The following is a 22,607-nucleotide window of genomic DNA, read 5'->3' as shown; positions in this document are numbered from 1 at the left end:
CGGCAACAACATCCTGGTCCAGGTCTACGGCAAGGACCCCCTCGGGCGGTCCGGCTACGGCGACTCGAGGACGACGACCACGGTCACGGTGAGCGGCGGCGACTGGCGCCTCGCCGACGAGGACGGCAAGACCCTGGCCTCCGGCTCCGGCACGGAGACCTTCGCGGTCACGGTCACGGCCGGCGGACGGTCCCGGATCACGGTGAACGACAAGAGGTACTACGACCAGCTGCTGCGCATCACCTGGTCGGGCACCCGGTACTACAAGCCCACCGGGAGGACGGCGGTCGCGACGGTGTCCGGGGCGCACGGCTCGTACAAGCACGGCCGCCTCACGACGACGGCCCGCGGGGGCGTCCCCAACATCACCAACGACGTGCTGCTCAACACCGAGTACCTGTACGGCATCGCGGAGATGCCGTCGTCGTGGGGGCTCAACGGCGGCCTGTCCGCCCTGGCCGCGCAGGCGATCACCGCCCGGTCCTACGTCATGACCAAGCCGCTCCTCGCCGCGTGCCGGTGCAACGTCGTCGACGACGTGCGCGACCAGTACTACTCGGGTTGGAAGAAGGAGAGCGAGGGCACGGACGCCAGGTACGGCAAGGTCTGGAAGAAGGGCGTCGACGCCACCACGTCCAGCCGCACCAGGGCCCGGGTGCTGACGTACGGCGGCGCCGCGGTGGCCGCGCACTACTACTCGTCCAGCGGCGGGCGGACGGCGAACTCGGAGGACGTCTGGTCGTCGAGGATCGCCTACGAGCGCTCGGTGTCCGACCCGTACAGCAAGGCGGCCCCGGGCAACTCGTACGCGTCGTGGACCCGCAAGCTCACCCAGTCGCAGGCCCGCTCGCTCTTCGGCCTGTCGAACGTGCAGTCGATCAGGGTCACGGCGAAGTGGTCGAGCGGTCAGGTGCGCACGCTCACGGCCACGTCCTCGACCGGGAAGACCGCGACGGTCACGGGCAAGGCCGACACGATGCGCGCGAAGGTGGGCGCCCGCACGACCGCCGGGTCGATGCCCGCGGCGTGGATCACGAAGATCACCGCGGTGTCCTAGGGCAGGGCCCGGGTCACAGCGGGCGGGCGTCGCTCTCCAGCAGCACGGGGACGCCGTCGCGCACCGGGTACGCCAGGGGCCGGTCCGGGTCGGTCGAGCGCAGCTCGGGCTCGCCGTCCGGGCCGACGGCGTCGACCAGCTCGGCGCCCGTCACCGGGCAGCGCAGGATGCTCCGCACCCAGGGGTCGATGGAGATGGTCATGCGTCCTCCGTCCGCACGAGCGACAGGACGTCGTCGCGCACCTTCACCATGATGTCGTCGTCGGCGGCCTCGACGTTGAGCCGCAGCAGCGGCTCCGTGTTCGACGCGCGCAGGTTGAACCACCACTGCGGGTGGCCGTCCCAGTGCGCCACGGTGAGGCCGTCGAGCTCGTCCACCTCCGCCTGCGGGTAGGCCGTGGCGTACGCCTCGCGCACCCGCGCCGTCGCCGCGGTGGCGTCCGCCACCGTCGAGTTGATCTCTCCGGATGCCACGTACGGCGAGTACATCTCCGCGAGCACGGACAGCGGGTGCGGCTGCCCGCCGAGCGCGGCCAGCACGTGCAGCGCCGCGAGCATCCCGGTGTCCGCGAAGAAGAAGTCGCGGAAGTAGTAGTGCGCGCTGTGCTCGCCCCCGAACACGGCGTCGTGCTCCGCCATCTGCGCCTTGATGAACGAGTGGCCCACGCGGGTGCGCACCGTCGTCGCGCCCGCTGCCTGCAGCAGGTCGGGCACGGCGCGGGACGTGATGAGGTTGTGGATCACCGTGGGCGTGCGGCCCGCCTCGAGCTCCTTGGCCACCTCGCGCAGCCCCACCAGCGCCGTCACCGCGGACGGCGAGACGGGGTCGCCGTGCTCGTCGACGACGAAGCAGCGGTCGGCGTCGCCGTCGAACGCGAGGCCCAGGTCGGCGTCGTGCTCGACGACGGCGGCACGCAGGTCCTCGAGGTTCTTCGGGTCCAGCGGGTTGGCCTCGTGGTTCGGGAAGCTGCCGTCCAGCTCGAAGTACAGCGGGACGACGTCGAGCGGCAGCGCCGGCAGGCCGGCGGCCGTGCCCAGCACCGCGGGCACGGTGTACCCGGCCATGCCGTTGCCGGCGTCCACCACGACCTTGAGCGGCCGGATCCCCGACACGTCGACGAGGCCGCGCAGGAACGCCGCGTAGTCGGTCAGGGTGTCGACGTCGGAGACCGTGCCGGGCGTCGCCGCCGCATCGTCGTCGGAGGGGTCGGCCGCCGGGGCGTCGAGCAGGCGCTGCGCGAGGTCGCGGACGTCGGCCAGGCCGGTGTCCTGCCCGACGGGCCGGGCGCCCGCGCGGCACAGCTTGATGCCGTTGTAGACGGCGGGGTTGTGGGACGCCGTGAACATCGCCCCCGGGGCGTCCAGCGCGCCCGACGCGTGGTAAAGCCCGTCCGTGGAGCACAGGCCGATCCGCACGACGTCGACGCCGGCCGCGGTGACGCCCGCGGTGAACGCGTCGACCAGCTCCGGCCCGGACTCGCGCATGTCGTGCCCGACGACGACCCGGGTCGCGCCCTCCGGTGCCGCCACCACGCGGGCGAAGGCCGCGCCGATCGCGCGGGCCACGTCCGGCGAGAGCTGGTCGGGCACGGTGCCGCGCACGTCGTACGCCTTGATGATGTCGGCCAGGTCGATCGTCACGCCCCACAGCGTACGTGCCTGCCGCGCCCCGGGGCGGGTGGTTCTGCGGGCGGACTTCCGGCGCGGGCGGCGCCGCGCGGGCGCACGTGTGGAAGGGTGGTCCCGTGCCTGAGCTCTACCCGCTGGAGAACACGGTCCAGCACGCCGACTGGGGCTCGCGCACGCGGATCCAGGGGCTGCTGGGCACCGAGCCCGACGGCACGCCGGCCGCCGAGCTCTGGCTGGGCGCCCATCCCAGCGCGCCGTCGCGGGTGAACGGCGACGGCTCCCTGCTGGAGCTCGTGCGCTCCGCCCCGGACGCGATGCTGGGCCGCCGGGTCGCGGACGAGTACGGGCCCCGGCTGCCCTACCTGCTCAAGGTCCTCGCGGCCGAGCGGGCGCTGTCGCTGCAGGTGCACCCGAAGCCGCACGCCGCCCGCGCCGGGTTCAACCGGGAGAACCGGCAGGGCCTGCCCCCGGGCGACCCGGGCCGCTCGTTCCACGACGACCAGCACAAGCCCGAGATGGTCGTCGCGCTGACCGAGTTCGAGGGGCTGGCCGGGTTCCGGGCGCCGCGCGCCGTCCTCGACCTGCTCGACGGCCTCGACGGCGGCCTCGTGGACGCCGTCCGCGCCGTCCTGCGGGACGACCGCTCCCCCGGCGGCGTCAAGGCCGCGTTCTCCCGCCTCGTCGCCGCGCGCCGCGACCCGGGCGCGCCGGCCGACGTCGCGACCACCGTCGCCTCCGTCACCGCGCGCCTGGCCGGGGGGTCGCCGTCGTCCCGCGCCGACGCGACCGTGCTGCAGCTCGCCCAGCAGCACCCGGGCGACCCCGCCGCGCTCGCGTCGCTGCTGCTGAACCGGGTCACCCTCGACCCCGGCCAGGGTCTCTTCCTCCCGGCGGGCGAGGTGCACGCGTACCTGTCCGGGCTCGGGGTCGAGATCATGGCGTCGTCGGACAACGTGCTGCGGGCGGGCCTCACCTCGAAGCTGGTCGACGAGGCCGCCCTGGTCGAGTGCGCGTCGTTCGTGCCGCGCCCGCCGCAACCGCCGCGCACGCGATCCGCGGGCGGGCGCGGCCAGGTGACCACCTACCGCGCCCCCGTGCGGGAGTTCGCGCTCACCGTGGCCGACGTCGACCCGGTCGAGGACGTCGAGCTGCCCGCCGAGGGACCCCGGATCGTGCTGTGCCTCTCCGGCGACCTCAAGCTCGTCGCCGAGGGCTGCCCCGCCCCCGCGACGCTGCACCGCGGCGGCTCCGTGTTCGTGCCGCACGACGCCGGGGAGCTCAGGCTGTCGGGCGCCGGGCACGCGGTGTGCGCCTGGGTCCCCTGACCGGGCCGCGGCGACGACCGCGACGCGTCAGTCGGCCTCGCGCAGCACGCGCAGGTGGCCGCGACGGGCGGTCTCGGTGACCGACGACGGCTCGCCCGCCGGCTCCTGGCGCACCCGCCCCGCCTCGCGGACGGCCTCCGCCAGCGCGGACAGGTCGTCGGGCGACGGGGCCGGCTCCTCGAACGCGGGCGTGAGGCGCACGACCTCCCACCCGCGGGGCGCCGTCAGCCCTTCGGCATGCTGGGCGCACAGGTCGTAGCTGTGCGGCTCGGCGTGCTGCGCGAGCGGACCCAGCACGGCCGTGGAGTCCGCGTACACGTACGTGAGCGTCGCGACGGCGGCATGCGTGCATGCCGTGCGCGAGCACTGCCTCACCGATCTCACGCGGGGAGAATACGCCGCGGCCGGGGGCGCGTGCGCGGGGCTCGCCGGTCGGTGCGGGTCGTGACCGCACCGTGACCCCGGCAGGCACGGCGGGACGGGGCGTCGGGACCGGCGTCGGGACAGCTTCGGGACCGGCTCGGGCTCCGGCACCGCGATCGGCCGTAGGCTCGACGGGTGCAGCACGCCCCCCGTCCCGAGCACCGCCCCGAACCCGCTCCGGCGCCCGGCCCCGCTCCCGACCCCGCCGCCGTCCCCCCGGCCCGTCGTCGCGACCGCCGTGGTCGCGGGGTGCGCGGACCGCTCCTGCCGCCGGGGATGCCGGCGTACCGCACCCGCGCGGAGCAGTTCGACGACCTGGTGCTCGACGTCGTCGAGCTGCTGCAGCGCCGCTGGGGCCCGCAGCTCGCCGGCACGGAGTTCGCCGTCGAGGACGTGCCGCCGTCCGAGCCCGCGCCGTGGGAGTCCGACGGCGTCCCGCTGGGCCGCTGCTTCCCGGCCGAGGCCGGCCGGCCGGCGCGCGTCGTGGTGTACCGCCGCCCGGTGGACTTCCGCGCCGCCGACGACGCCGACCGCGCCGACCTGGTGCGCGACGTCGTCGTCGAGCAGGTGGCGCACCTGCTGGCCCGCACGCCCGAGGAGATCGACCCCGGCTACGACTCCTGACCCGCGACTTGTCAGAGCCACGGGGGGGGGTCGAGCACGCCCTGGTTCTGACAAGTCCCGGAGCCAGGAGCTGTCAGAACCGGGACCGGGAATGGCGGGACGTGGGTCTGACAGGTCGTCAACCGGCGTCGACGGTGCGCACCTCGCCGGCGCCGGGGGTCGTGACGGCGGCGGTCGGGGCGACGGCGGCCAGCAGGGCCCCGGAGTCGTCCGTGCCATCGTCGGCGCGCAGCACGGCGGCCCAGGTGAGCGCCAGGTCGGCGCTGCCCCCGTCGGCGCGGTCGACGCTCACCCCGGCGGGTGCCGTGCCCTCCGCCACGACGTCCTCGAGCGCGACGGGCGTCGTCACGCCGGCGGTGAGCTCGACGTCCTCGCTGCCGATCTCGGCGCCCGACGCGTCGTAGACCCGCACCGTGACGCCCGCCGTGCCCTCGGGGTCGGCGTCGGGGCCGCGGTCGGGCGACACGGCGGCGAGCGTGAGGCCCGTCCGCACGCCACCCGGCACGGCCAGCTGGCCCGCGGGTCCGGCGCCGTCCGACGCGCGGACCGGCTGGGCCGCCGACCACGCCACGTCGTACGGGGTGCCGTCCACCACGGAGTCGTCCGGCTGTCGTCCCGGCTGGTCCGTCCGTGCGGCGCCCACGACCGGCACGTCCGCGTCGACGACCATCGTGTACCAGCCGTCGGGCAGCCCTCCGAGGGGCACGTCCGTCACGGCGCCGGCCTCCAGCTCGACCTCGTCGGCGCCACGCAGCACGACCGGCCCCGACGGCCCGTACACGGTGACCCGCGCCGTCCCGTCCTTCTCCCCGGGCGCCAGGAGCCGCAGCCGCGGGGCGTGCGGGTCGTCCACCGCCTCGCCCCGGCTCCGCACCGCCCCGACCGCGAGCGACTCCCGCGGCGACGCGCCGGCCGTCAGCAGGTCCACCCCGGCGGGCAGCAGGCCGTCGATGGCCTGGGTCTGCAGGCTCGCGTTGACCCGGGCGCCGGCCGCGCGCACGTTGACCGCGAGACGGCCCTGCTCCGGCGCGACGGACTCCAGCCGGGTCGTGACCTGCTCGCGGGGCGCGACGGTGAACGTCCCCTGGCCGCCGAGGGCGACGGGGCCGCCCGGCCCGTACACGTCGAGGGCGACCGTGGCGGGCTGCTCCGACGGGTTCTGCACCGTGAGCGTGGCGGTCGAGCCCACCTCCGTGCTGCCTCCCACCAGCCACTGCGACGTCGACGGCGCGGTGCACGCACCCGCCCCGAGCCCGCGCAGGTCGCCCTGCGTCGTGACCGACCCCATCGTCCCGGCCGCGCGGAACGGCTCGTCGGCCACCGGCGTCGCCCGCAGCACGCGAGTGGCGTCCACGCCGCCCTGCCAGGCGGCCGCGGCCTCGCCCGTGGCGAGCTCCTCCGACTCCTTGCCGCCGAGGGTCGTCGTGCGCGCGCCGTCCTCCGCGCCGCCCAGCACGAACGCCCCGAGGCCGCTGGTCGTCGGCACCGGCGTCGCGTCGAACTGCTGGTCGCCGACGTCGGCGCCGTCCGGCAGCGCGACCGGCGTCGGGCAGACGAGCGTGGCGTCCGCCGGCTGCACCCCGACGGTGCGCGTCCCCGCGGCCACGGCCTGCTGCTCCGCACCCGTCCACGACTGCGCCCACTGGTCGCCCAGCACGGCCACCGCCGCCAGCGCACCGACGGCCACCACCCCGGTGACCGCCGCCGCCGTGGCGCGCACGCCGCGCGGCACCCGGGTCGTCCGCACGTCCTCGCCCGCCTTCCCGGCGCCCTTCCGGGGCGCCGTCATCGTCCCCGCCGCCGTCCGACCGGCAGCGCCAGCAACGCGTGCACCAGGAGGACCAGCCCCGCGGCGGCGAGCCAGGCGGTCCGGTGCGGCGCCTCGAACCACACCCGCACGTGGCCCGTCTCGGCGCCGACCGCGAACGCCTGCGTCCCCCCGGCGCCGACGGCCGGGAGCCGCTGCCCGCCGAGCGTCGCGTGCCAGCCGGAGTCCGCCGTCTCCGCGATCCGCAGCGTGCGGTCCTCACCGCCCGGGGCGAGCCGGCCGCCGGCGCTCGTCCCGTCGGACGGCACCGTGCGCACCGCGTCCTTCGGGGCGAAGAACGGCGTGGGCGCGGCGTCGCCGCTCTCGAGCACGGTCGCCCAGCCCGGCGCGGGGCCGTCGGTCGTGACGCGCCAGACGAGCGTGCCCTCCTCGGTCACGCGCGCGAGGCCCGGGACGAGGTCGAGCGTGGTGGCGAGCTCCGCGTCGCCGCCGGCGGGGACCTGCACGGCCCCGATGCCGAGCGCCGCGAGCCGGTCGACGACGTCGGTCGAGCGTCCGGTCGCGACCTCCGCCACGACCTGGTCCAGCAACGCGGTGTCGGTGCGCTCGGCGCCGCCCACCAGGCCGGCGGCGCGGGCGCGCACCACCGTGGAGGAGTCCTCGAGCCGGGTGCCGTCCGCGTGCAGCAGCGCGTAGTCGACCACCGCCTCGCCCGACGCGTCGGCGTCGCCGCCCGGCTGCACCCGGTCGAGCTGCAGCACCCGGGCCGACCGTGGGGGCGCCTGCATCTGGGTGCCGACGGCGGGCACCACGGCGGTCTCGGCCGCGCGCAGGTCGCCCACCCGGCCGCCGGTGGAGCCGAGCGCCCACGACGCGAGCTGCGCCGCCGGCAGCGCGAGGGCCACCACGGCGACCGCGACGACTCCCACGGACGTGAGCCTCCGCGTCCCGCGCGGCTCCCGGCCGAGGGGCTCCGCCGTGGGCACCCGTCCCGTCGACGGCAGCGCGCAGATCGCGGCGGCGCCCAGCGCGAGCAGCAGGACCGACAGCCCGACGCCGGGCCAGCCGGTCACGCTCGCGGCCGTGCCGTCGCCCGCCGACCCGCTCGCCACCGCCGTCGCGACGGCGAGCACGGCCGTCGTCAGGCCCGCCGCCCCGGCGAGCCACGCCAGGCGCACCCCGCGCACGGCCCGCGGCCGCACCAGCGCGACGGCCGCCAGCACCAGGACGGCGCCGCCCAGCAGGGCCGGACCCACGACGGCGACCCGCCCGAGCGTGCCGTCGGTCCCGAGCCAGGGCTCGAACCACGCGGTGTCCCCGGGCAGGCCGAGCAGCAGCTCCACCGCCGTCGGCGGGCCGGACGCGACCAGCGGGGCTCCCGGCTCGGCCACGAGCAGGCGCCAACCGCCGTCCGACCAGGTGCCGAGCACCTCGCCCCAGAACGGCAGCGGCACGACGACGGCCGGCAGCAGCACCAGCAGCAGCGACCGCCACGCGCGGCGCACCAGCAGCGCGCCGACCCCGATCAGCACCACGGCCACGGGGAGCAGCACCGGGGCCGCGCACACCGCGACCGCGAGCAGCAGGCCGGCGGCACCGGCCGCGCCCAGGGACCCGCGGCGCCGTCCGGGCGCGAGCGCGACGTCCCGCGCCTGCACCCCCACGGTGCGCAGCACGGCGACGAGCAGCCACGGCAGCGTCAGGTGCACGACGACCGCCCCGAGACGGCCGGAGCCCAGCGACGCGAGGAAGCCGGGCGCCGCCGCCCAGGCGAGCGCCGCCACCGCGCGCACCACGACCGACCTCGTCAGCGCTCCGGCCGCGAACCAGCCGCCGAGGGCGGCCAGCGGCAGCGCGAGGAGGACCAGCGCGTTCACCGCCGTCTGCAGCCCGCCGCCCGCCAGCACGGCGAACGCGGTGAGCGGCACGAGCAGCGGGTCGGCGGGCGCACGCACCCCGAGGCCGTCGCGCACCCAGCCCGACGTCGCCGCCTCCCAGACGTCGCCCACGGTGCCGGGCGCCGGCAGCAGCCCACCGCCCACGACCCGTCCGCCGTCGGCCAGCACGCCCTGCCACGGGCCGAAGAGGGCGACGTCGAGCGCCACCACCACGACCACCACGACCGCCAGCACCGTGCGGCGCGTGCGCCCGAGGCGCCGCAGGTCGGCCCGCTCCAGCTCGCTCGGCGCCCACCGGGCGCGCTGCGCCTCCGCACGGGCCAGGCGCGCGTCGCGGCGTTCGCCGGCCACCTGCCGCCACGTGCCGAGCAGCGGCGTCAGCACGCGGCGCGGGAGGCGGCGGGTGCGGGCCGCGCGCCGGCGGGCACGGTAGAGCGGCACCAGGCGCAGCGTCGTGACCACGGCGGCCACGAGCTCGTCCCGGGCGTGCGCGGGCCGCTTGAGCGCCAGCCGGTACATGGCCGCGAACGGCGCCCACAGGAGGGTGGCGAGCCAGACGAACGGCAGCAGCGGGAGCGGTGCCTCGACGAGGCGCAGGTAGAGCTGGCTGCGGCGGCGGGCGTAGCGGGACGCCTCGAGGTCGGGCGCCAGGGCCCCGCGTCCACGCAGCCCCAGCAGCGAGGCCTGCGCGTGCTTCACGACGGCGTCGGGCACCACGACCACGCGGTGGCCGGCGAGCCGGGCCCGCCGGCACAGGTCGAGGCCGTCGCCGAACGGGCCGAGCTCCGGGTCGGTGCCGCCCAGCTCGGCCCAGACGTGCGCCCGCACGAGGGCGCCCGCCAGCCCGACGGCGAGCACGTCCTCGCGGGCGTCGTGCTGCCCCTGGTCGATCTCGGTGTCGTCGATGCCGGTCATGCGACGGCCGAGCGGCGACACGGTGCTGCCGACCTCGATCAGCATGCTCGCGTCGGGGGCGGGGGTGCCGTCGGAGGCCACCGGCCAGCGGCGCTGCTTGCAGCCCGCGACGGCCACGGCGCTCGAGTGCTCGACGGCGCGCAGCAGGCGGGACAGGGCGTCGGGCTCCGGGGCCGAGTCGTCGTGCAGGATCCACAGCCAGCCGGTCTCGGGGACGCCGACGACCTCCTGGGCACGGTCGACCGCCTCGCCGAGGCTGCGGACCCCCGACGCCGCGACGAAGCGGGCGCCGCCGAGGCGCAGGTCGGGGTGCGCGGCGGACTCCGACGCGCCGACGTCGACCACCACGACCTCGTCCGCGGCACGCTCCTGACCCGCGAGCGCGTCGAGGGTGGCGTCGAGGAAGCGGGTGCGGCCGCGGGTCACGACCACGGCCGTCACGGTGACGACCAGAGGGACGGCTCCGGTGCCGTCGAGCGTGCGGTCGGGCGCGACGGCGACGGTCGCGCCCGTGGGGGCGACCTCCCCGCCGGGGCGGGCTGGGATCGGGTGCGGAGCAGTCATCCTGCCCGCCATGATGCGACGGGCCCCGATCCGGTCGTGGGATATCCGTCCCGAGCGTGTCGGGCCGGACATCCGGTCGGGCGTCGGGTCAGACGGCGCGGCGCTTCAGCTTGCGCCGCTCCCGCTCGGAGAGCCCGCCCCAGATGCCGAAACGCTCGTCGTTCGCGAGCGCGTAGTCCAGGCACTCGGCCCGGACCTCGCAGGACGTGCAGACCTTCTTGGCCTCACGCGTGGACCCGCCCTTCTCCGGGAAGAAGGCCTCCGGGTCCGTCTGGGCGCACAGCGCCCGTTCCTGCCACCCCAGGAGCGTCTCGTCGTCGGTCGTAGCGTCGCCGAACAGCGGGAGCACCGGCGCCACGCGCTCGGGCTCACGGCCGACGTCTGACGGGAAGACCCCCCGGTCCCCATCGAGCAAATTCCACATGGCGTGCCCCTCCATGCCGTTCTCTAGGGAAACTGCATACCTGGAATTACACGCGTGTCCTTCGGAGGCGTCAAGTCGAAATGTGCTAGTGATTGCGATCTCCACTGCCCATTCACATGCGTACCGGCCTGTGCTGGTCCGGGCACTCGTAGGCTGACCTGCGTGAATCCGCTCCCCGCCGCCGGCCGCACCCCCACGACGATCTCCCAGATGATGGATCTCGTCCTGTCGGACCCGGGGCGTCCCCGCCTCACGTGGTACGGCGACGGCGGCGAACGGGTCGAGCTCTCCGGCGCCGTGCTCCAGAACTGGGTGAGCAAGACCGTGAACCTGCTCGTGGAGGAGTTCGACGCCGCGCCGGGCACGGTCGTGACGCTCGACCTGCCCCCGCACTGGCGCGGCGTGCTCTGGGCACTGGCCGCCTGGCGCTGCGGCGCCACCGTGGAGCCCGCCGGCGACACCCCCGCGAAGGCAGGCGACGTCGTCGTCACCGCGCGTCCCGACGCCTGGGCCCCCGTGCTCGCCGGGCCCGGTGCCGCCGACCTCGTGGCGGTCGCGCTGCCCGCGCTCGCCCGGTCGTTCGGCGGCGACCTCCCGCCCGGCGCCGTCGACGCCGCGGGCGCCGTGATGACCTACGGCGACGTCATCGGGTGGGCCCCCGAGACAGACCCGGCCGCCGTCGCGCTGGACGCCCCCGACGGCACGATCACGTTCGCCGACCTGGTGCCCGGCAGCGGCGTGCCCGGTGCCCGGGTGCTCGTCGACGGCGCCCGCCCGCTGGGGGGTCTGCTGCGCGAGCTGCTCGCCGTCTGGGCCGCCGACGGCTCCGTGGTCCTCGCCTCCGCCGCCACCGCCGCCGAGCTCGCGGCCGACCCGGCCCGGCTCGACCGCCTGCGCGAGACCGAGCGCATCACCGCCTGACGAGAACCTGCTGCGGGCGCTTCCTCGTGGTTCAGGAGGCGGCACGGCCCCAGGCGACCAGCCCGGTGCCGGTGCGCGGGAACGCGCGCTGCGCGACGCGGAACGGCCAGGTCGCGGCGGCCACGAGCGTGCCCTGCGCGGACGTCGACGGCTGGAACAGCCGCCCGCTGCGTGCGGTGCGGTCCGCCGTGCTGCCCTCCTCGCGCAGTCCGGGCCGCCGGCGCGCGAGCTGGTTGCGCGCCGCCTCCAGCGCGTACCCGAGCGGGACGCCGTACAGGCGCAGGCCGACGTCGGTCAGGCCGGCGTCGCGCAGCAGGGCCACGAGGGCGGCCGGGTCGTAGCGGCGGAAGTGCCCGACGGCCTCGTCCATCGGGCCGTACCGGCGCTGCCAGGCCGGCGTGGACAGCAGCAGGGTGCCGCCCGGTCGCAGCCGCGCGCCCCACTCGCGGAGCGCCGCGGCGTCGTCCTCGATGTGCTCGATCACCTCGAACGCGCACACGAGGTCGAAGCGCTCGGCGGCGGGCAGGGAGTCGAGCGGTCCCTGCACGACCGTGCCCGGCACCCCCGCCTCGACGAGGCGCTGCTCGGCGGTGCGCGCGCTGGCGGCGTCGAGCTCGACGCCCGTGTACGCCGCGGCGCGGGCGGCGAGCCGGACGCCGACCGCGCCCTGGCCGCAGCCCACCTCGAGCACACGGCCGGCGGCCCCCGGCAGCAGCGGTTCGACCACGTCCCACCGCAGGCTGCCGTACAGCGTGAGCGGTGGCAGGGAGGCGGCGGTGTTCGGCACGGGCATTCCTTCGTCCTCGACGGCTCGGGCAGCGGCACCAGCGGCTTGCAGGGTCATGGTCGGCCGGGGCCAGCCTGCCAGCACGGCGGCCGTGGCGGCACCACGCCCCGCCGCGCGAGCGGCGTCTCCTCGAGGCGCCTACCTCGGCCGCGCGAGCGCGCCGAGGCCGGCGAGGGCGAGGTCGGCGAGCGTCACCAGCACGCGGCTGACCAGCACCAGCAGCAGCACCGCGGCGTGCGGCAGCGCTCCGGCCAGCACCGCGAGCAGCACCAGCTCGCGCGCGCCGGCGCCGGCGGGCACGACGACGACGAGGAACCCGACCACCCACGCCAGCGCGTAGCCGCCGACGGCGAGCGCGACGCCCTGCGCGTCGGGCGGCATCCCGAGGCCGACGGCGAGCACCCACACCTGCGCCCCCGCGAGCAGCCACCCGGCCACCGACCACACCGTGGCGGCGCCGAGCCCGCGCCACCCGAGCGGGCGGTCGAGCGGCGGGCGGCGCGCGACCCGCAGCGCCCACGCGACCAGACGGTTGAGCACGGGCGGCAGCAGGACGACGGCGACGGCGGGCAGCGCCCACAGCACCGGCCCGGCGGCCCCCAGCGCCCCGGTCGCGACGAAGGGCAGCGCGACCAGACCGACGACCGCGCCGGACACGACCCCGACGAGCGTCGCGACCGCCGTGGTCGTCACGGACGTGCGGCGCGCGATCCCGTGGTCGACGCCGAGCTCCGCCGCCGCGACGACGTTCCACACCCCGCCCGGCACGTACTTGCCCAGCTGACTCAGGCCGAACACCCGCAGCGCGACCCGCAGGCCGGTCGGGGCGCCGAGGTCGGCGAGCACGACGCGCCACGACACGAAGGTGCACAGCACGAAGGCGACCGACAGCACGAGCGCGACGGCGAGCCGCTGCCAGGAGAGCTCGGCGGCCGCGCGGGCGAGGTCGTCCCCCGCGGCGACGACGGCGTACACCGCGAGCCCGAGCGCGAGGAGGAGGAAGCCCCAGCGCACCCACGGCGACCGCAGCACCGCGAGCGCACGGGCGAGCCGCCCGGACGGCGCCCCGGTCCCGCCCGCCGCGTCGCCCGTCACGGCCGCACCCCGCGCGACGCGAGCAGCCGGACCAGCGGACGGACGACGGCGGCGGGCCGGGCGAGGTCCCGCCCGGTCGTCGCGCGGGCCCTGGCCGCGACGAGGGCGGCCGGGTCGCGCAGGGCGAGCAGCCGGTCCGCGAGCGCCGCCGGGTCGGCGGGCGGGACCAGCTCGAGGTGGTCGCCCAGCAGCCGCCGCTGCGGCTCCGTGTCGGAGGTGACCACCACGCAGCCGGCGGCGAGGCCCTGGAACACCTTGTTCGGCACGACGCGCAGCCCCTTGGGGGTCGCGGAGAAGATCCCGAGGCAGACGTCGTGGGCGGCGACGACGGCCGGCAGGTCGGCTGCCTCCACCCAGTCGCACCAGGTGATCCCGGGGGTGCCGCGGAGCCGGTCGCGCACGGACGGGAGGTCCTGGCCGGAGCCGACGAGCGTGACCTCCAGGGCACCCCCGCCGCGGGCGGCGTCCTCGGCCGCCTGCGGCAGCACGGCGGCCAGCGCCTCGGCCAGCACGTCGGTGCCCTGCAGCGGCGTGAAGAGCCCGAAGAAGACGACGCGCAGTGGCCGGGCGCCATCGGTCGCGGCAGCGTCGGCAGGGGCATCGTCGGTGGGGTCGGCGGGAGCGGCGTCGAACCACTCCTGCGGTGCCCCGACGGGCACGACGAGCCCGCGGGCGGCGCGGGATCCGGCGAGCTCGCCGAGCATCCGCAGGTGCTCGGGGGTGTCCAGCAGCACGACGTCGGCGCACGACGTGGCGACGCGGTCCAGGCCGCGCAGCAGCGTGACCCGCGCACCCCGCGCGCCGCGGTCGGCGGCGGTGTCCCCCGCGAAGACGAGGTGGTCGAGCAGCACCGGGGTGCGACCGAACAGCAGTCGGGCGAGCACGACGTCGAAGTGGCCGAGGTAGCCGACGAGCACCGCGTCCGGGCGGCCGTGCGCGCGACGGTGCGCCACGACGTCGCCCGCGAGCAGCACCCAGCAGCGCAGCAGCCGCACCAGCAGGCCGGGCAGGCGCCACGGCCGGCGCAGCATCCGCACCCGCTCGGCGGTGCTCAGGCCGAGGGGCCGGTCGAGCTCGCGCACCGTGTACCCGTGGGCGCGCAGCCCGTCGACGAGCACGCCGACGCGCGGGTGCCGGGCGGCGTCGTACGTGCCGAACGCGACGATCACGCGTGCGCGTCCTCGTCATCCCGCGCCACGGCCGCGGCGCCGCCGTGGGCGCCGTCGTCGGGCCGCGGGCCGTATTGGAGCTCCTTGAGCCGCTCGAGGGTCTCCTCCATCAGGGTGCGGTTGGTGCGCAGCAGGTCGGCGACCACGAGCAGCGCGAGGCACAGCAGCGCGCCGACGAGCATCGCGCCGGCGAAGACGAGCGACTGCACGTGGCCGCCGGCGTCCCCCTGGGCGAGGAAGACGAGGAACCGGACGGCGGGCACGGCCGCCGCGACGAAGAACACCGCGAAGAGCGTGAGGAACACCAGGTGCGGGCGGAACATGATCCACGACCGCACGATGGCCTTCCCCGACCGGGCCATGTGCTGCCAGATGTTGGCGAACAGCCGCGACTCGCGCGTCTTCGGGTTGGTGGTGATCGGCAGGCTCGTGATCCGCAGGCGCTTGTTCCCCGCCTGGACGATCGTCTCCATGGTGTAGCTGAACTGGGTCACGACGTTCAGCCGCAGCAGCGCACCCCGCGAGTACGCGCGGAAGCCGCTCGCGGCGTCGGGCAGCGACGTCCCGGCGGCCGCGCTGACGACGCGGCTGCCGAACCGCTGCATCCGCTTCTTGAACGGGGAGAAGTGCTCGATCGTCGCCGTCTGGCGGTCCGCGACGACGATGTCCGCCTCGCCCGCGACGATCGGCGCGACGAGGTCGCCGATGCGCTCGGACGGGTACTGGTTGTCGCCGTCCGTGTTGACCACGACGTCGGCCCCGTGGGCGAGCGCGTAGTCGACGCCGTCGCGGAACGACCGCGCCAGCCCTCGCGTGCTGGTGTGCCGCACGACGTGCCGGACGCCGAGACGGCGGGCGACCTCCGCCGTGCCGTCCGTCGACCCGTCGTCGACCACGAGGACCTCGACGCTGTCGAACCCCTCGACCTCGCGCGGGATCGTGGCGAGCACGAGCGGGAGCGTCCCGGCCTCGTCGAGGCACGGGATCTGGACGAACAGCTTCATCGCGCATCCTTCGGGGCGCCGGGGGCCGCCGGCGGCAGGGCGCCGGGGGCCGGGTCGATCGACGACGCCGCGAGTCTACGGGGCCACAGGAGCCCGACGACCAGCCCCCCGAGCAGCACGGCACCCGCGACGGCCAGCAGGGCGACGAGCGCGGGCTCGGGCAGCGGGCTCCAGGCCAGCCACCGGTCCACGGCGTCGCCGAAGGTCTCGCCGGACCCCCGGTAGAACGCGTCGAAAGCCCACAGCAGGCCGCCGACGGCGGCGGCGAGCGCGAGCGTCACGACGACCGGCACGCCGCGGGCGAGGCGCCGGTCCGAGCGCCGCGCGAGCTGCCAGGCCGCGATCGCCACCGCCGTCGCGAGCGCGACGACGCCGCCGAAGACGTACCGCCCCTGGATCGCGACCAGGCGGCCGGTCTCGGCGTGGAAGTCCCAGGCGTTGTACGCGACGCCCGCCGCGAGCGCGGCGGGGGTGAGCAGCACGACGACGGCGGTCCGGCGCGCGCCGGGCAGGACGAGCGCCGCGAGCGACGCGGCCATGAGCGCCACCGTCCCCCAGACGATCCACGCCCCCGCGAGGTGCACCTCGAGCCACGACAGGTTCCCGAAGAACGACTGCGCGAGCCGGCCCGCGATGATCGACGGGACGTCGGCGTCGGGCACGGTCGCGAGGATGGTCAGCTCGCGGGGCCGGCCGACGGGCTGCACGGCGCCGAGGGTGAGCACGTTGCGCACCCACCACCACCCGCCGACGGCGAGCGTCACGCCGCCGGCGACGGCGAGGCGGCCGAGCCGGCCGGGCCAGCGGTGCCCGCGGGCGAGCGCGTACGCCGCGACCACCATGGGCACCGCGAACGCCAGCATGACCTTGGTGAGCAGGCCGAGGCCGAGCACGACGCCGATCGCCACGGCCACCCGCCACCGCAGGTCCCCCGTGACCACCCGCACGGCGAGGTACGTCGCGGCGGCGCACGCCAGGACGACGAGGGCGTCGTTGTTCACGGCCCCCATGACGTGCCCGAGCTGCGGCAGGAGGAGGGGGAACGCCCCGGCGACCAGGCCCGCGGACGGCGACCCCGTGGCCCGGCGTGCCGACTCGGCGGCGAGGGGTACGACGAGCGCGAGCAGCAGCGCGTCCAGGAGCCGCAGCGCCAGCGTGACCTGGTCCCAGCGGGCGTCGGTGAGCCCCGTCAGGTGCAGCACGCCCGCGCCCAGGGCGTAGTAGAGCGGGGGGTGCTGCGTCATCTGGTCCACCTCGGTGCCCGACGACGCGTCGCCCAGCGCGTTGCCGGCGTCGAGGCGGGTGCGGTCCTCGCGCGGCACGGGCACGACGTCGACGAACTGGCGGGCGTCCTCGCGGTGCTGCCACCGGCCGGGCAGGTCGGCGGGGTACCGGGCCTCGTCGACCGCCTGCGCGATCGCCGGGGAGAAGTAGGCGTCGCCGGGCGACGGCCAGCCGCCGCCGTACGCGATCCGCAGCACGCTGTTGACGTGGTTCTGCTCGTCGGGCGACCGGAACATGGGCGTGACCGCGGCCCACACCACCGTCCACGCCGCGACCACGAGCGTGAGCGCGGCGACGGCACGCCGGTAGCGCCGTCCGGCCGGGGGCCGCGCGGTACCCGTGCGGGGATCAGGGGTGCCGGTCGCCGCGGGAGCCCGGCGCGCGTGCGGCGTCGTGTCCGTCACGACCACAAGTCTCCCCCACGATCCCGATCGGCGACGGGCTGCGGACCAGCGCCGACGTTCGACCCACACATTTCCTCTACCGTCCCGGTCCTCGGGCACCGCAGCGGCGTGACACCGACCCTCTATGCTCGCTTCCCGTGACCCGCACCACCCCACGCCACGTCGCCTCGCGCCCCGGCACGTCCACGGGGCCCTCGCACGCCCGCGCCCTGCGCCGGCACACGGTCGCGCGCACCCTGGGGATGGGGCTGACCGCGGTCCTGGCGTTCGTCGCCGTCGGCGGCGCGACCGCGGCGGTGAAGCTCACCGGCAACATCACCGCCGTCGACTCCGACAAGCTGCTCGGCGCCGACCGGCCCGAGAAGGTCATGCCGGAGGACCCCAACGCGGACATGCCGCTGAACATCGTGCTCATGGGCTCCGACAGCCGCGGCGGCGACAACGCCGACATCGTGGGCGACGGCACCCAGGGCGCCCGCTCGGACACGACGATGATCATGCACATCTCGTCCGACCGGTCCCGCGTGGAGATGCTGTCGATCCCCCGGGACACCACGATCGACATCCCGTCGTGCCCCACCTCCTCCGGCGGGCAGACCTCGCCCGTGTCCCGCTCGAAGTTCAACGGGGCCTTCGCCCAGGGCGTCCTGACGGGCGGCGACGTGGAGTCGGGCGCACTGTGCGCGCAGAAGACCATCGAGACCATCACCGACGTGCAGATGGACGGCTTCGTCGTCGTCGACTTCGCCGGCTTCGAGAAGATGGTCGACGCGCTCGGCGGCGTCGAGCTGTGCATCCCGAACGACATCGACGCCCCGAAGGCCGACCACCTCGTCCTCTCCGCCGGCGTGCAGGAGCTCGACGGCGACACCGCGCTCAAGTACGCCCGGGCCCGCACCGGCAAGGGGCTGGGCGACGGGTCGGACCTCGGCCGCATCGGCCGCCAGCAGGAGCTGCTGGCCGCCGTCGCCCGTCAGGTGATGAGCGCCGGCACGCTCGCCGACCCGACCAAGTCGCTGAAGTTCCTCGGCGCCGTGACCGGTTCCATGACGATGAGCAGCAACTTCGCGTCCATCCAGGGACTCGCCGGGCTCGCGTACAGCGCGCGCAACGTCCGCCCTGACACCATCGCGTTCATGACCGCGCCGTACATGTACGACCCGAACAACGCGGCGAACGTCCTGCTCACCGACGAGGCGGACGAGGTCTGGGACAACCTCAAGCACGACCGTCCGCTGAGCGACGCGATCGAGACCGAGTCCGACGACGCCAAGGGCGGCAAGGACGGCGCGACGAAGGACGGCGCGAACGACGACGCCGGCACGGGCACGCAGGCCGCCGAGGGCACCGACGACGTCGACGCCACCCCGGTGGCGGACGACGAGCCCGGCACGCAGGACGACGAGGCCGCCGACGACGGTTCCGGCGATGGCGAGAAGGACCCCGAGCCGAAGCGGACCCGCGACGCCGGCGAGGAGGCCTTCACGGGCGCCGACGTGACGTCGGTGTGCGGATGAGCGCGGGGGAAGCATGAGCAACGACGACCAGCGCATCCCGCCGAGCTTCACGCCGTCCGGCGGCCGGTCCGACCGGCCCAGCGGCTCCGGCGACGCCATCCCCGTGGGCGGCGGGTCCCGGCCGTCCGCACCGCCGACGGGCGGCCGCGTGGGCCGGCGCGACGACGCCGCCCCGGTCGAGCCGCGCGTGCGGCGCCAGTCGTCGCGCGAGATCCCGACGACGCCGCCCGAGCGTCGCGGCAGCGCCCAGCAGAAGCCCCGGTCGTACGCGCCGCGCGGCTCCTCGGCGTCGGCCCCGGCCTCCCGGGCACCCCAGTCGCGCGCTCCGCAGGCCCGGCAGGGCTCGGGCACGCGCGTCATGCCCGCGTCGGCCCAGGGCCAGGCGCGGCGCACTCCCCCGCCCGGCAGCGGCGGGGGCGCCGCGGCGGCGACCGCCGGGGGCGGCGGGTTCCGCGTGCGCAAGGGCCGCGTCGCGGGCCTCGTCCTCGTGCTGCTCCTGGTGCTGGTCCTGGCGTGGCCGATCGGCCTGGTCGTCTGGGCGAACGGCAAGATCCAGCACGTCGACGCCCTGTCCGACGCCAAGGGCACGCCCGGCACCACCTACCTGCTCGCCGGCTCCGACGCGCGCGGCACGGGCAGCGTCGCCGACGACGGCACCGAGGGCGCCCGCACCGACACGATCATGGTGCTGCAGAAGCCGCGGAGCGGGCCCGCCTCCCTCATCTCGATCCCCCGCGACACCTACACGGAGATCCCGGGCCACGACCCGAACAAGATCAACGCGGCGTACTCCTTCGGTGGCGCCCCGCTGCTCGTCGAGACGGTCGAGGGGCTCACGGGCCTGACGATCGACCACTACGTCGAGGTCGGGTTCGGCAGCGTCGAGGAGATCGTCGACGCCGTCGGCGGCGTCGAGCTCTGCTACGACCGCGACGTCGACGACCCGAAGAGCGAGCTGACGTGGGAGGCCGGCTGCCACATGGCCGACGGCGAGACCGCGCTCGCGTTCTCCCGCATGCGCTACTCCGACCCGAAGGGCGACATCGGCCGGGCCGAGCGGCAGCAGCAGGTCATCGCCGCCGTCGCCGCGAAGGTCGTCAAGCCGAGCGTGCTGCTCAACCCGGTCAACCAGGTCCAGCTCGTCAACGCCGGCACCGACGCCCTCACCGTGGACGAGAAGACGGGCATCGTCGACCTCGGCCGGCTCGGGCTGGCGTTCAAGGCGGCCACCGGCCCCGAGGGCGTCACCGGCACCCCGCCGATCGCGAACCCGGGCTACGACCCCGGTACGGGCGTCGGCTCCACCGTGCTGCTCGACGAGGACAAGGTCGACCAGTTCTGGGCCGACGTCCGCGACGGCGAGCTGGACCCCGGCAGCACCGTCGGGGGCATGCCCGGCTGACGCCGAGGCAGTCCCGGGCTCGCGGGCACCCCGGACGCCGACGTCGAGGCGTCTCCTGGCAGGGGACCGACCTGGTGGTCGAGGTCCGCGGGCGCGCGCGCCGTCAGGCCGAGAAGCCGGTGCTGCGCGCGCCCTCGCGAGCGGCGCGCAGCTTGTCCCCCTTGGCGCGGGCGACGTCTCCGAGCTCGGCCTGGAACGCGACCATCCGCTCGCGCAGCGCGAGCGACCCGGCGTCCGTGCCCGAGGCGAGGATGCGCGCCGCGAGCAGGCCGGCGTTGCGCGCGCCCCCGATCGAGACGGTCGCGACCGGCACGCCGGCGGGCATCTGGACGATCGACAGCAACGAGTCCATGCCGTCGAGGTACCGCAGCGGCACGGGCACCCCGATCACCGGGAGCGGCGTCACCGAGGCGAGCATGCCCGGCAGGTGCGCGGCGCCGCCGGCGCCCGCGACGATCGCGCGCAGCCCTCGCTCGGACGCCGTGCGGCCGTAGTCGATCATCTCGGTCGGCATGCGGTGCGCCGAGACGACGTCGACCTCGACCTCGACGCCCAGCTCGGCCAGCGCGTCGGCGGCGGCCTCCATGACCGGCCAGTCCGAGTCCGACCCCATGACGATGCCGACGGCGGGCGTGCTCATGCGTGCTCCTTGGTGGTGGGGGTGCTCGGGACTGTGCCGGTGACGGTCTCGCCGCGCAGCAGCGCCGCGGCGTCGAGGGCCCGACGGCGGACCTCGTCGAGGTCGGTGCCGCTGACGTTGACGTGCCCGAGCTTGCGGCCCGGGCGGATGCCCTTGCCGTACAGGTTGACGCGGGCCTCGGGGAACCGTGCGAGCACGTCGGGCAGCGCGTCGGTGAGGGCGTCGAGGCTCGAGCCGAGCACGTTCGCCATCACCGTCCAGGGCGCGCGGGCGGCGGTGTCGCCGAGCGGCAGGTCGAGCACCGCGCGCAGGTGCTGCTCGAACTGGCTCGTCACCGCGCCGTCGATGGTCCAGTGGCCGGAGTTGTGGGGGCGCATCGCGAGCTCGTTGACCCACACCGCGGCGGTGCCGTCGGCCTCCCGGGTCTCGAACAGCTCGACGGCGAGCACGCCCGTGACGCCGAGCCCGTCGGCCACCGCGACGGCGATCCGGCGCGCCTCGGCGTCCACCGCCGGGTCGAGGTCCGGCGCGGGCGCGACGACCTCCGCGCAGACGCCGTCGCGCTGGATCGACTCGACGACGGGCCAGGTCCGCACCTCGCCGGACGGGCGGCGGGCGACCAGCGCCGCGAGCTCGCGCACGAACGGCACCTTGCGCTCCACCAGCAGCGGGGGGCCGCCGTCGGCCGCGGCCTGCAGCCAGTCCGCGACGTCGTCGGGCGACGACACGACGCGCACGCCCTTGCCGTCGTAGCCGCCGCGGGACGTCTTCACCACGGCCTCGTGCCCGGCCTCCTCGGCGAGGAACGCGGCGAGCGCGTCGCGCGCGGCGGCCGGGTCGGTCGGCAGCGCGGCCCAGCGCGGGCACGGCAGGCCCAGCTCGGTGAGGCGGCGCCGCATGACGATCTTGTCCTGCGCCTGCACCAGCGCGTCCGGGCCGGGGCGCACCGGCGTGCCGTGGTCGATGAGGTCCTGCAGCAGCGCGTTGGGCACGTGCTCGTGCTCGAACGTGAGCACCGCGGCCGGGGCGCGACCGTCGTCCGGGGCGATGAGCGCACGGATCGCGGCGTCGTCGCTCGCCACGCCGACCGGAGCGTCGGTGACCACCTGCGCGGCCGACGACGCCGGGTCCTCGACCAGCACCCGCAGGCCCACGCCCAGCTCGGCGGCGGCGGGAGCCATCATGCGGGCGAGCTGACCTCCTCCGACGACGGCGACGACAGGGGCGGAGGCAGTGGGTCCGGTCACGGGCATCGAGGATACCGGCCCCGCCGGGGGGTCAGCCGCCTTGGTGGTGCAGCCAGCCCCGCCGGCGGCCGCGCGACGAGATCGTCGTGCCGGGCGGCAGCACCAGGTGCGGGTCGAGCGTGCGCGGCACGCCCGCGAGGAAGAGCGCGAAGATCGGGGGCCGGCGCTGCACCAGGTCGAGCCGGCCGCCGTCGGCGGCGGCCAGGTCGCGCGCCAGGGCGAGGCCGAGGCCCGTGCTGCCGCCCGTCGTCGTGCCGCGCTCGAAGATGCGGGTCGCGACGTCGTCGGCCACGCCCTCCCCCTCGTCGGCGACCTCGATCGCGACCGCGCCGGTCGTGCCCGACGGGCGCGACCGCACCGTCGTCGTCCCGTCGCCGTACTTGAGCGAGTTCTCGAGCAGGGTCGCGATGATCTGCGCCAGGGCTCCCGGCGTCGCGAGCACCTGCATGCCGTCGGGGACCTCGATGACGAGCCGCCGACCTGTCTCTTATACACATCCGAGCCCCTTGG

At 76.2% G+C, this 22,607-nt stretch carries 19 protein-coding genes and 1 pseudogene; 6 read left to right on the top strand and 14 right to left on the bottom strand.

Annotated elements, in window-relative coordinates:
• Positions 1-1,057 (top strand): SpoIID/LytB domain-containing protein (locus ACFWEK_RS04970; protein ID WP_430553295.1); only part of this gene is annotated, 1,057 nt, incomplete at its 5' end.
• Positions 1,058-1,070: 13 nt separating this feature from the next.
• Here the strand turns inward: ACFWEK_RS04970 and ACFWEK_RS04965 are convergent.
• Both ACFWEK_RS04965 and ACFWEK_RS04960 read right to left on the bottom strand, forming a co-directional pair.
• The gene (locus ACFWEK_RS04965; RefSeq protein ID WP_430548932.1) at positions 1,071-1,259 is read right to left on the bottom strand and encodes a Trm112 family protein; all 189 of its coding nucleotides are present in this window, start codon (positions 1,257-1,259) and stop codon (positions 1,071-1,073) included.
• Complete coding sequence (locus tag ACFWEK_RS04960) at positions 1,256-2,698, bottom strand: phosphomannomutase/phosphoglucomutase (RefSeq protein WP_430553294.1); 1,443 nt, start codon at positions 2,696-2,698, stop codon at positions 1,256-1,258. Before ACFWEK_RS04960 ends, ACFWEK_RS04965 begins: the two co-directional genes overlap by 4 nt.
• A 104-nt stretch (positions 2,699-2,802) precedes the next feature.
• On the opposite strand from ACFWEK_RS04960, the gene manA reads away from it, so the two are divergent.
• Entirely contained in the window at positions 2,803-4,011 is a 1,209-nt protein-coding gene (gene manA, locus ACFWEK_RS04955; RefSeq protein WP_430553293.1) for a mannose-6-phosphate isomerase, class I, read from the top strand.
• 27 nt (positions 4,012-4,038) lie between these two features.
• Here the strand turns inward: manA and ACFWEK_RS04950 are convergent, their stop codons facing one another.
• Positions 4,039-4,395: a DUF3499 domain-containing protein gene (locus ACFWEK_RS04950; protein WP_429764601.1), complete on the bottom strand. Its 357-nt coding sequence runs from the start codon at positions 4,393-4,395 to the stop codon at positions 4,039-4,041.
• 174 nt (positions 4,396-4,569) lie between these two features.
• On the opposite strand from ACFWEK_RS04950, the gene ACFWEK_RS04945 reads away from it, so the two are divergent.
• Positions 4,570-5,058 carry a metallopeptidase family protein gene (locus ACFWEK_RS04945; protein ID WP_430546731.1) on the top strand — a complete coding sequence of 163 codons (489 nt, stop codon included), beginning with the start codon at positions 4,570-4,572 and terminating at the stop codon, positions 5,056-5,058.
• Between the two features lie 118 nt (positions 5,059-5,176).
• Here ACFWEK_RS04945 and ACFWEK_RS04940 read toward each other — a convergent pair whose 3' ends face one another.
• From ACFWEK_RS04940 to ACFWEK_RS04930, 3 genes are all read right to left on the bottom strand, one after another.
• Entirely contained in the window at positions 5,177-6,847 is a 1,671-nt protein-coding gene (locus tag ACFWEK_RS04940) for a DUF5719 family protein (RefSeq protein WP_430553292.1), read from the bottom strand.
• Positions 6,844-10,203 carry a glycosyltransferase gene (locus ACFWEK_RS04935; protein ID WP_430553291.1) on the bottom strand — a complete coding sequence of 1,120 codons (3,360 nt, stop codon included), beginning with the start codon at positions 10,201-10,203 and terminating at the stop codon, positions 6,844-6,846. The genes ACFWEK_RS04940 and ACFWEK_RS04935 overlap by 4 nt, the downstream gene beginning before the upstream one ends.
• A gap of 88 nt (positions 10,204-10,291) precedes the next feature.
• Positions 10,292-10,627: a WhiB family transcriptional regulator gene (locus tag ACFWEK_RS04930; RefSeq protein WP_429733639.1), complete on the bottom strand. Its 336-nt coding sequence runs from the start codon at positions 10,625-10,627 to the stop codon at positions 10,292-10,294.
• A 162-nt stretch (positions 10,628-10,789) separates the two neighbouring features.
• On the opposite strand from ACFWEK_RS04930, the gene ACFWEK_RS04925 reads away from it, so the two are divergent.
• Entirely contained in the window at positions 10,790-11,548 is a 759-nt protein-coding gene (locus tag ACFWEK_RS04925; RefSeq protein ID WP_430553290.1) for a TIGR03089 family protein, read from the top strand.
• 31 nt (positions 11,549-11,579) lie between these two features.
• Here the strand turns inward: ACFWEK_RS04925 and ACFWEK_RS04920 are convergent, their stop codons facing one another.
• The 5 genes from ACFWEK_RS04920 to ACFWEK_RS04900 all read right to left on the bottom strand — a co-directional run bounded on the left by ACFWEK_RS04920 (position 11,580) and on the right by ACFWEK_RS04900 (position 17,291).
• Positions 11,580-12,335, bottom strand: coding sequence for a class I SAM-dependent methyltransferase (locus tag ACFWEK_RS04920; RefSeq protein ID WP_430553289.1), 756 nt, complete (start codon positions 12,333-12,335; stop codon positions 11,580-11,582).
• A gap of 138 nt (positions 12,336-12,473) precedes the next feature.
• Positions 12,474-13,430, bottom strand: coding sequence for a lysylphosphatidylglycerol synthase domain-containing protein (locus tag ACFWEK_RS04915; RefSeq protein WP_430553288.1), 957 nt, complete (start codon positions 13,428-13,430; stop codon positions 12,474-12,476).
• Positions 13,427-14,599 (bottom strand): glycosyltransferase, encoded by a 1,173-nt coding sequence (locus ACFWEK_RS04910; protein ID WP_430553287.1) that lies wholly within the window; start codon positions 14,597-14,599, stop codon positions 13,427-13,429. Before ACFWEK_RS04910 ends, ACFWEK_RS04915 begins: the two co-directional genes overlap by 4 nt.
• A complete protein-coding gene (locus ACFWEK_RS04905) occupies positions 14,596-15,603 on the bottom strand; it encodes a glycosyltransferase family 2 protein (protein WP_430553286.1) in 1,008 nt (335 codons plus the stop codon). The genes ACFWEK_RS04910 and ACFWEK_RS04905 overlap by 4 nt, the downstream gene beginning before the upstream one ends.
• A complete protein-coding gene (locus ACFWEK_RS04900) occupies positions 15,600-17,291 on the bottom strand; it encodes a DUF2142 domain-containing protein (RefSeq protein WP_430553285.1) in 1,692 nt (563 codons plus the stop codon). The genes ACFWEK_RS04905 and ACFWEK_RS04900 overlap by 4 nt, the downstream gene beginning before the upstream one ends.
• A gap of 137 nt (positions 17,292-17,428) precedes the next feature.
• On the opposite strand from ACFWEK_RS04900, the gene ACFWEK_RS04895 reads away from it, so the two are divergent.
• Complete coding sequence (locus ACFWEK_RS04895) at positions 17,429-18,808, top strand: LCP family protein (protein WP_430553284.1); 1,380 nt, start codon at positions 17,429-17,431, stop codon at positions 18,806-18,808.
• Between the two features lie 13 nt (positions 18,809-18,821).
• On the top strand, positions 18,822-20,210 hold the full coding sequence (locus ACFWEK_RS04890) for an LCP family protein (protein ID WP_430553283.1): 1,389 nt from the start codon (positions 18,822-18,824) through the stop codon (positions 20,208-20,210).
• A 103-nt stretch (positions 20,211-20,313) separates the two neighbouring features.
• Here ACFWEK_RS04890 and purE read toward each other — a convergent pair whose 3' ends face one another.
• The 3 genes and pseudogenes from purE to ACFWEK_RS04875 form a co-directional block, all read right to left on the bottom strand.
• Positions 20,314-20,850 carry a 5-(carboxyamino)imidazole ribonucleotide mutase gene (purE, locus tag ACFWEK_RS04885; RefSeq protein ID WP_430546743.1) on the bottom strand — a complete coding sequence of 179 codons (537 nt, stop codon included), beginning with the start codon at positions 20,848-20,850 and terminating at the stop codon, positions 20,314-20,316.
• Positions 20,847-22,103, bottom strand: a complete 1,257-nt coding sequence (locus tag ACFWEK_RS04880; RefSeq protein WP_430553282.1) for a 5-(carboxyamino)imidazole ribonucleotide synthase — start codon at positions 22,101-22,103, stop codon at positions 20,847-20,849. Before ACFWEK_RS04880 ends, purE begins: the two co-directional genes overlap by 4 nt.
• Before the next feature lie 25 nt (positions 22,104-22,128).
• Positions 22,129-22,578 (bottom strand): annotated as a pseudogene (locus ACFWEK_RS04875) (ATP-binding protein); the annotation flags it as partial.
• Positions 22,579-22,607 lie beyond the last annotated feature (29 nt).

Origin of the sequence: Isoptericola sp. NPDC060257 (assembly GCF_042726645.1) — a bacterium.
GTDB classification, from domain to species: domain Bacteria; phylum Actinomycetota; class Actinomycetes; order Actinomycetales; family Cellulomonadaceae; genus Isoptericola; species Isoptericola nanjingensis.
Note: the sequence above shows the minus strand (reverse complement) of the source record. Positions and strands in the feature narration are given on the sequence as shown.

Coding starts and splice junctions, on each gene's coding strand:
- ACFWEK_RS04965 (WP_430548932.1), bottom strand. CDS start 1,259: ATGACCATCTCCATCGACCCCTGGGTGCGGAGCATCCTGCGCTGCCCG.
- ACFWEK_RS04940 (WP_430553292.1), bottom strand. CDS start 6,847: ATGACGGCGCCCCGGAAGGGCGCCGGGAAGGCGGGCGAGGACGTGCGG.
- ACFWEK_RS04935 (WP_430553291.1), bottom strand. CDS start 10,203: ATGACTGCTCCGCACCCGATCCCAGCCCGCCCCGGCGGGGAGGTCGCC.
- ACFWEK_RS04930 (WP_429733639.1), bottom strand. CDS start 10,627: ATGTGGAATTTGCTCGATGGGGACCGGGGGGTCTTCCCGTCAGACGTC.
- ACFWEK_RS04905 (WP_430553286.1), bottom strand. CDS start 15,603: ATGAAGCTGTTCGTCCAGATCCCGTGCCTCGACGAGGCCGGGACGCTC.
- ACFWEK_RS04890 (WP_430553283.1), top strand. CDS start 18,822: ATGAGCAACGACGACCAGCGCATCCCGCCGAGCTTCACGCCGTCCGGC.
- purE (WP_430546743.1), bottom strand. CDS start 20,850: ATGAGCACGCCCGCCGTCGGCATCGTCATGGGGTCGGACTCGGACTGG.
- ACFWEK_RS04880 (WP_430553282.1), bottom strand. CDS start 22,103: ATGCCCGTGACCGGACCCACTGCCTCCGCCCCTGTCGTCGCCGTCGTC.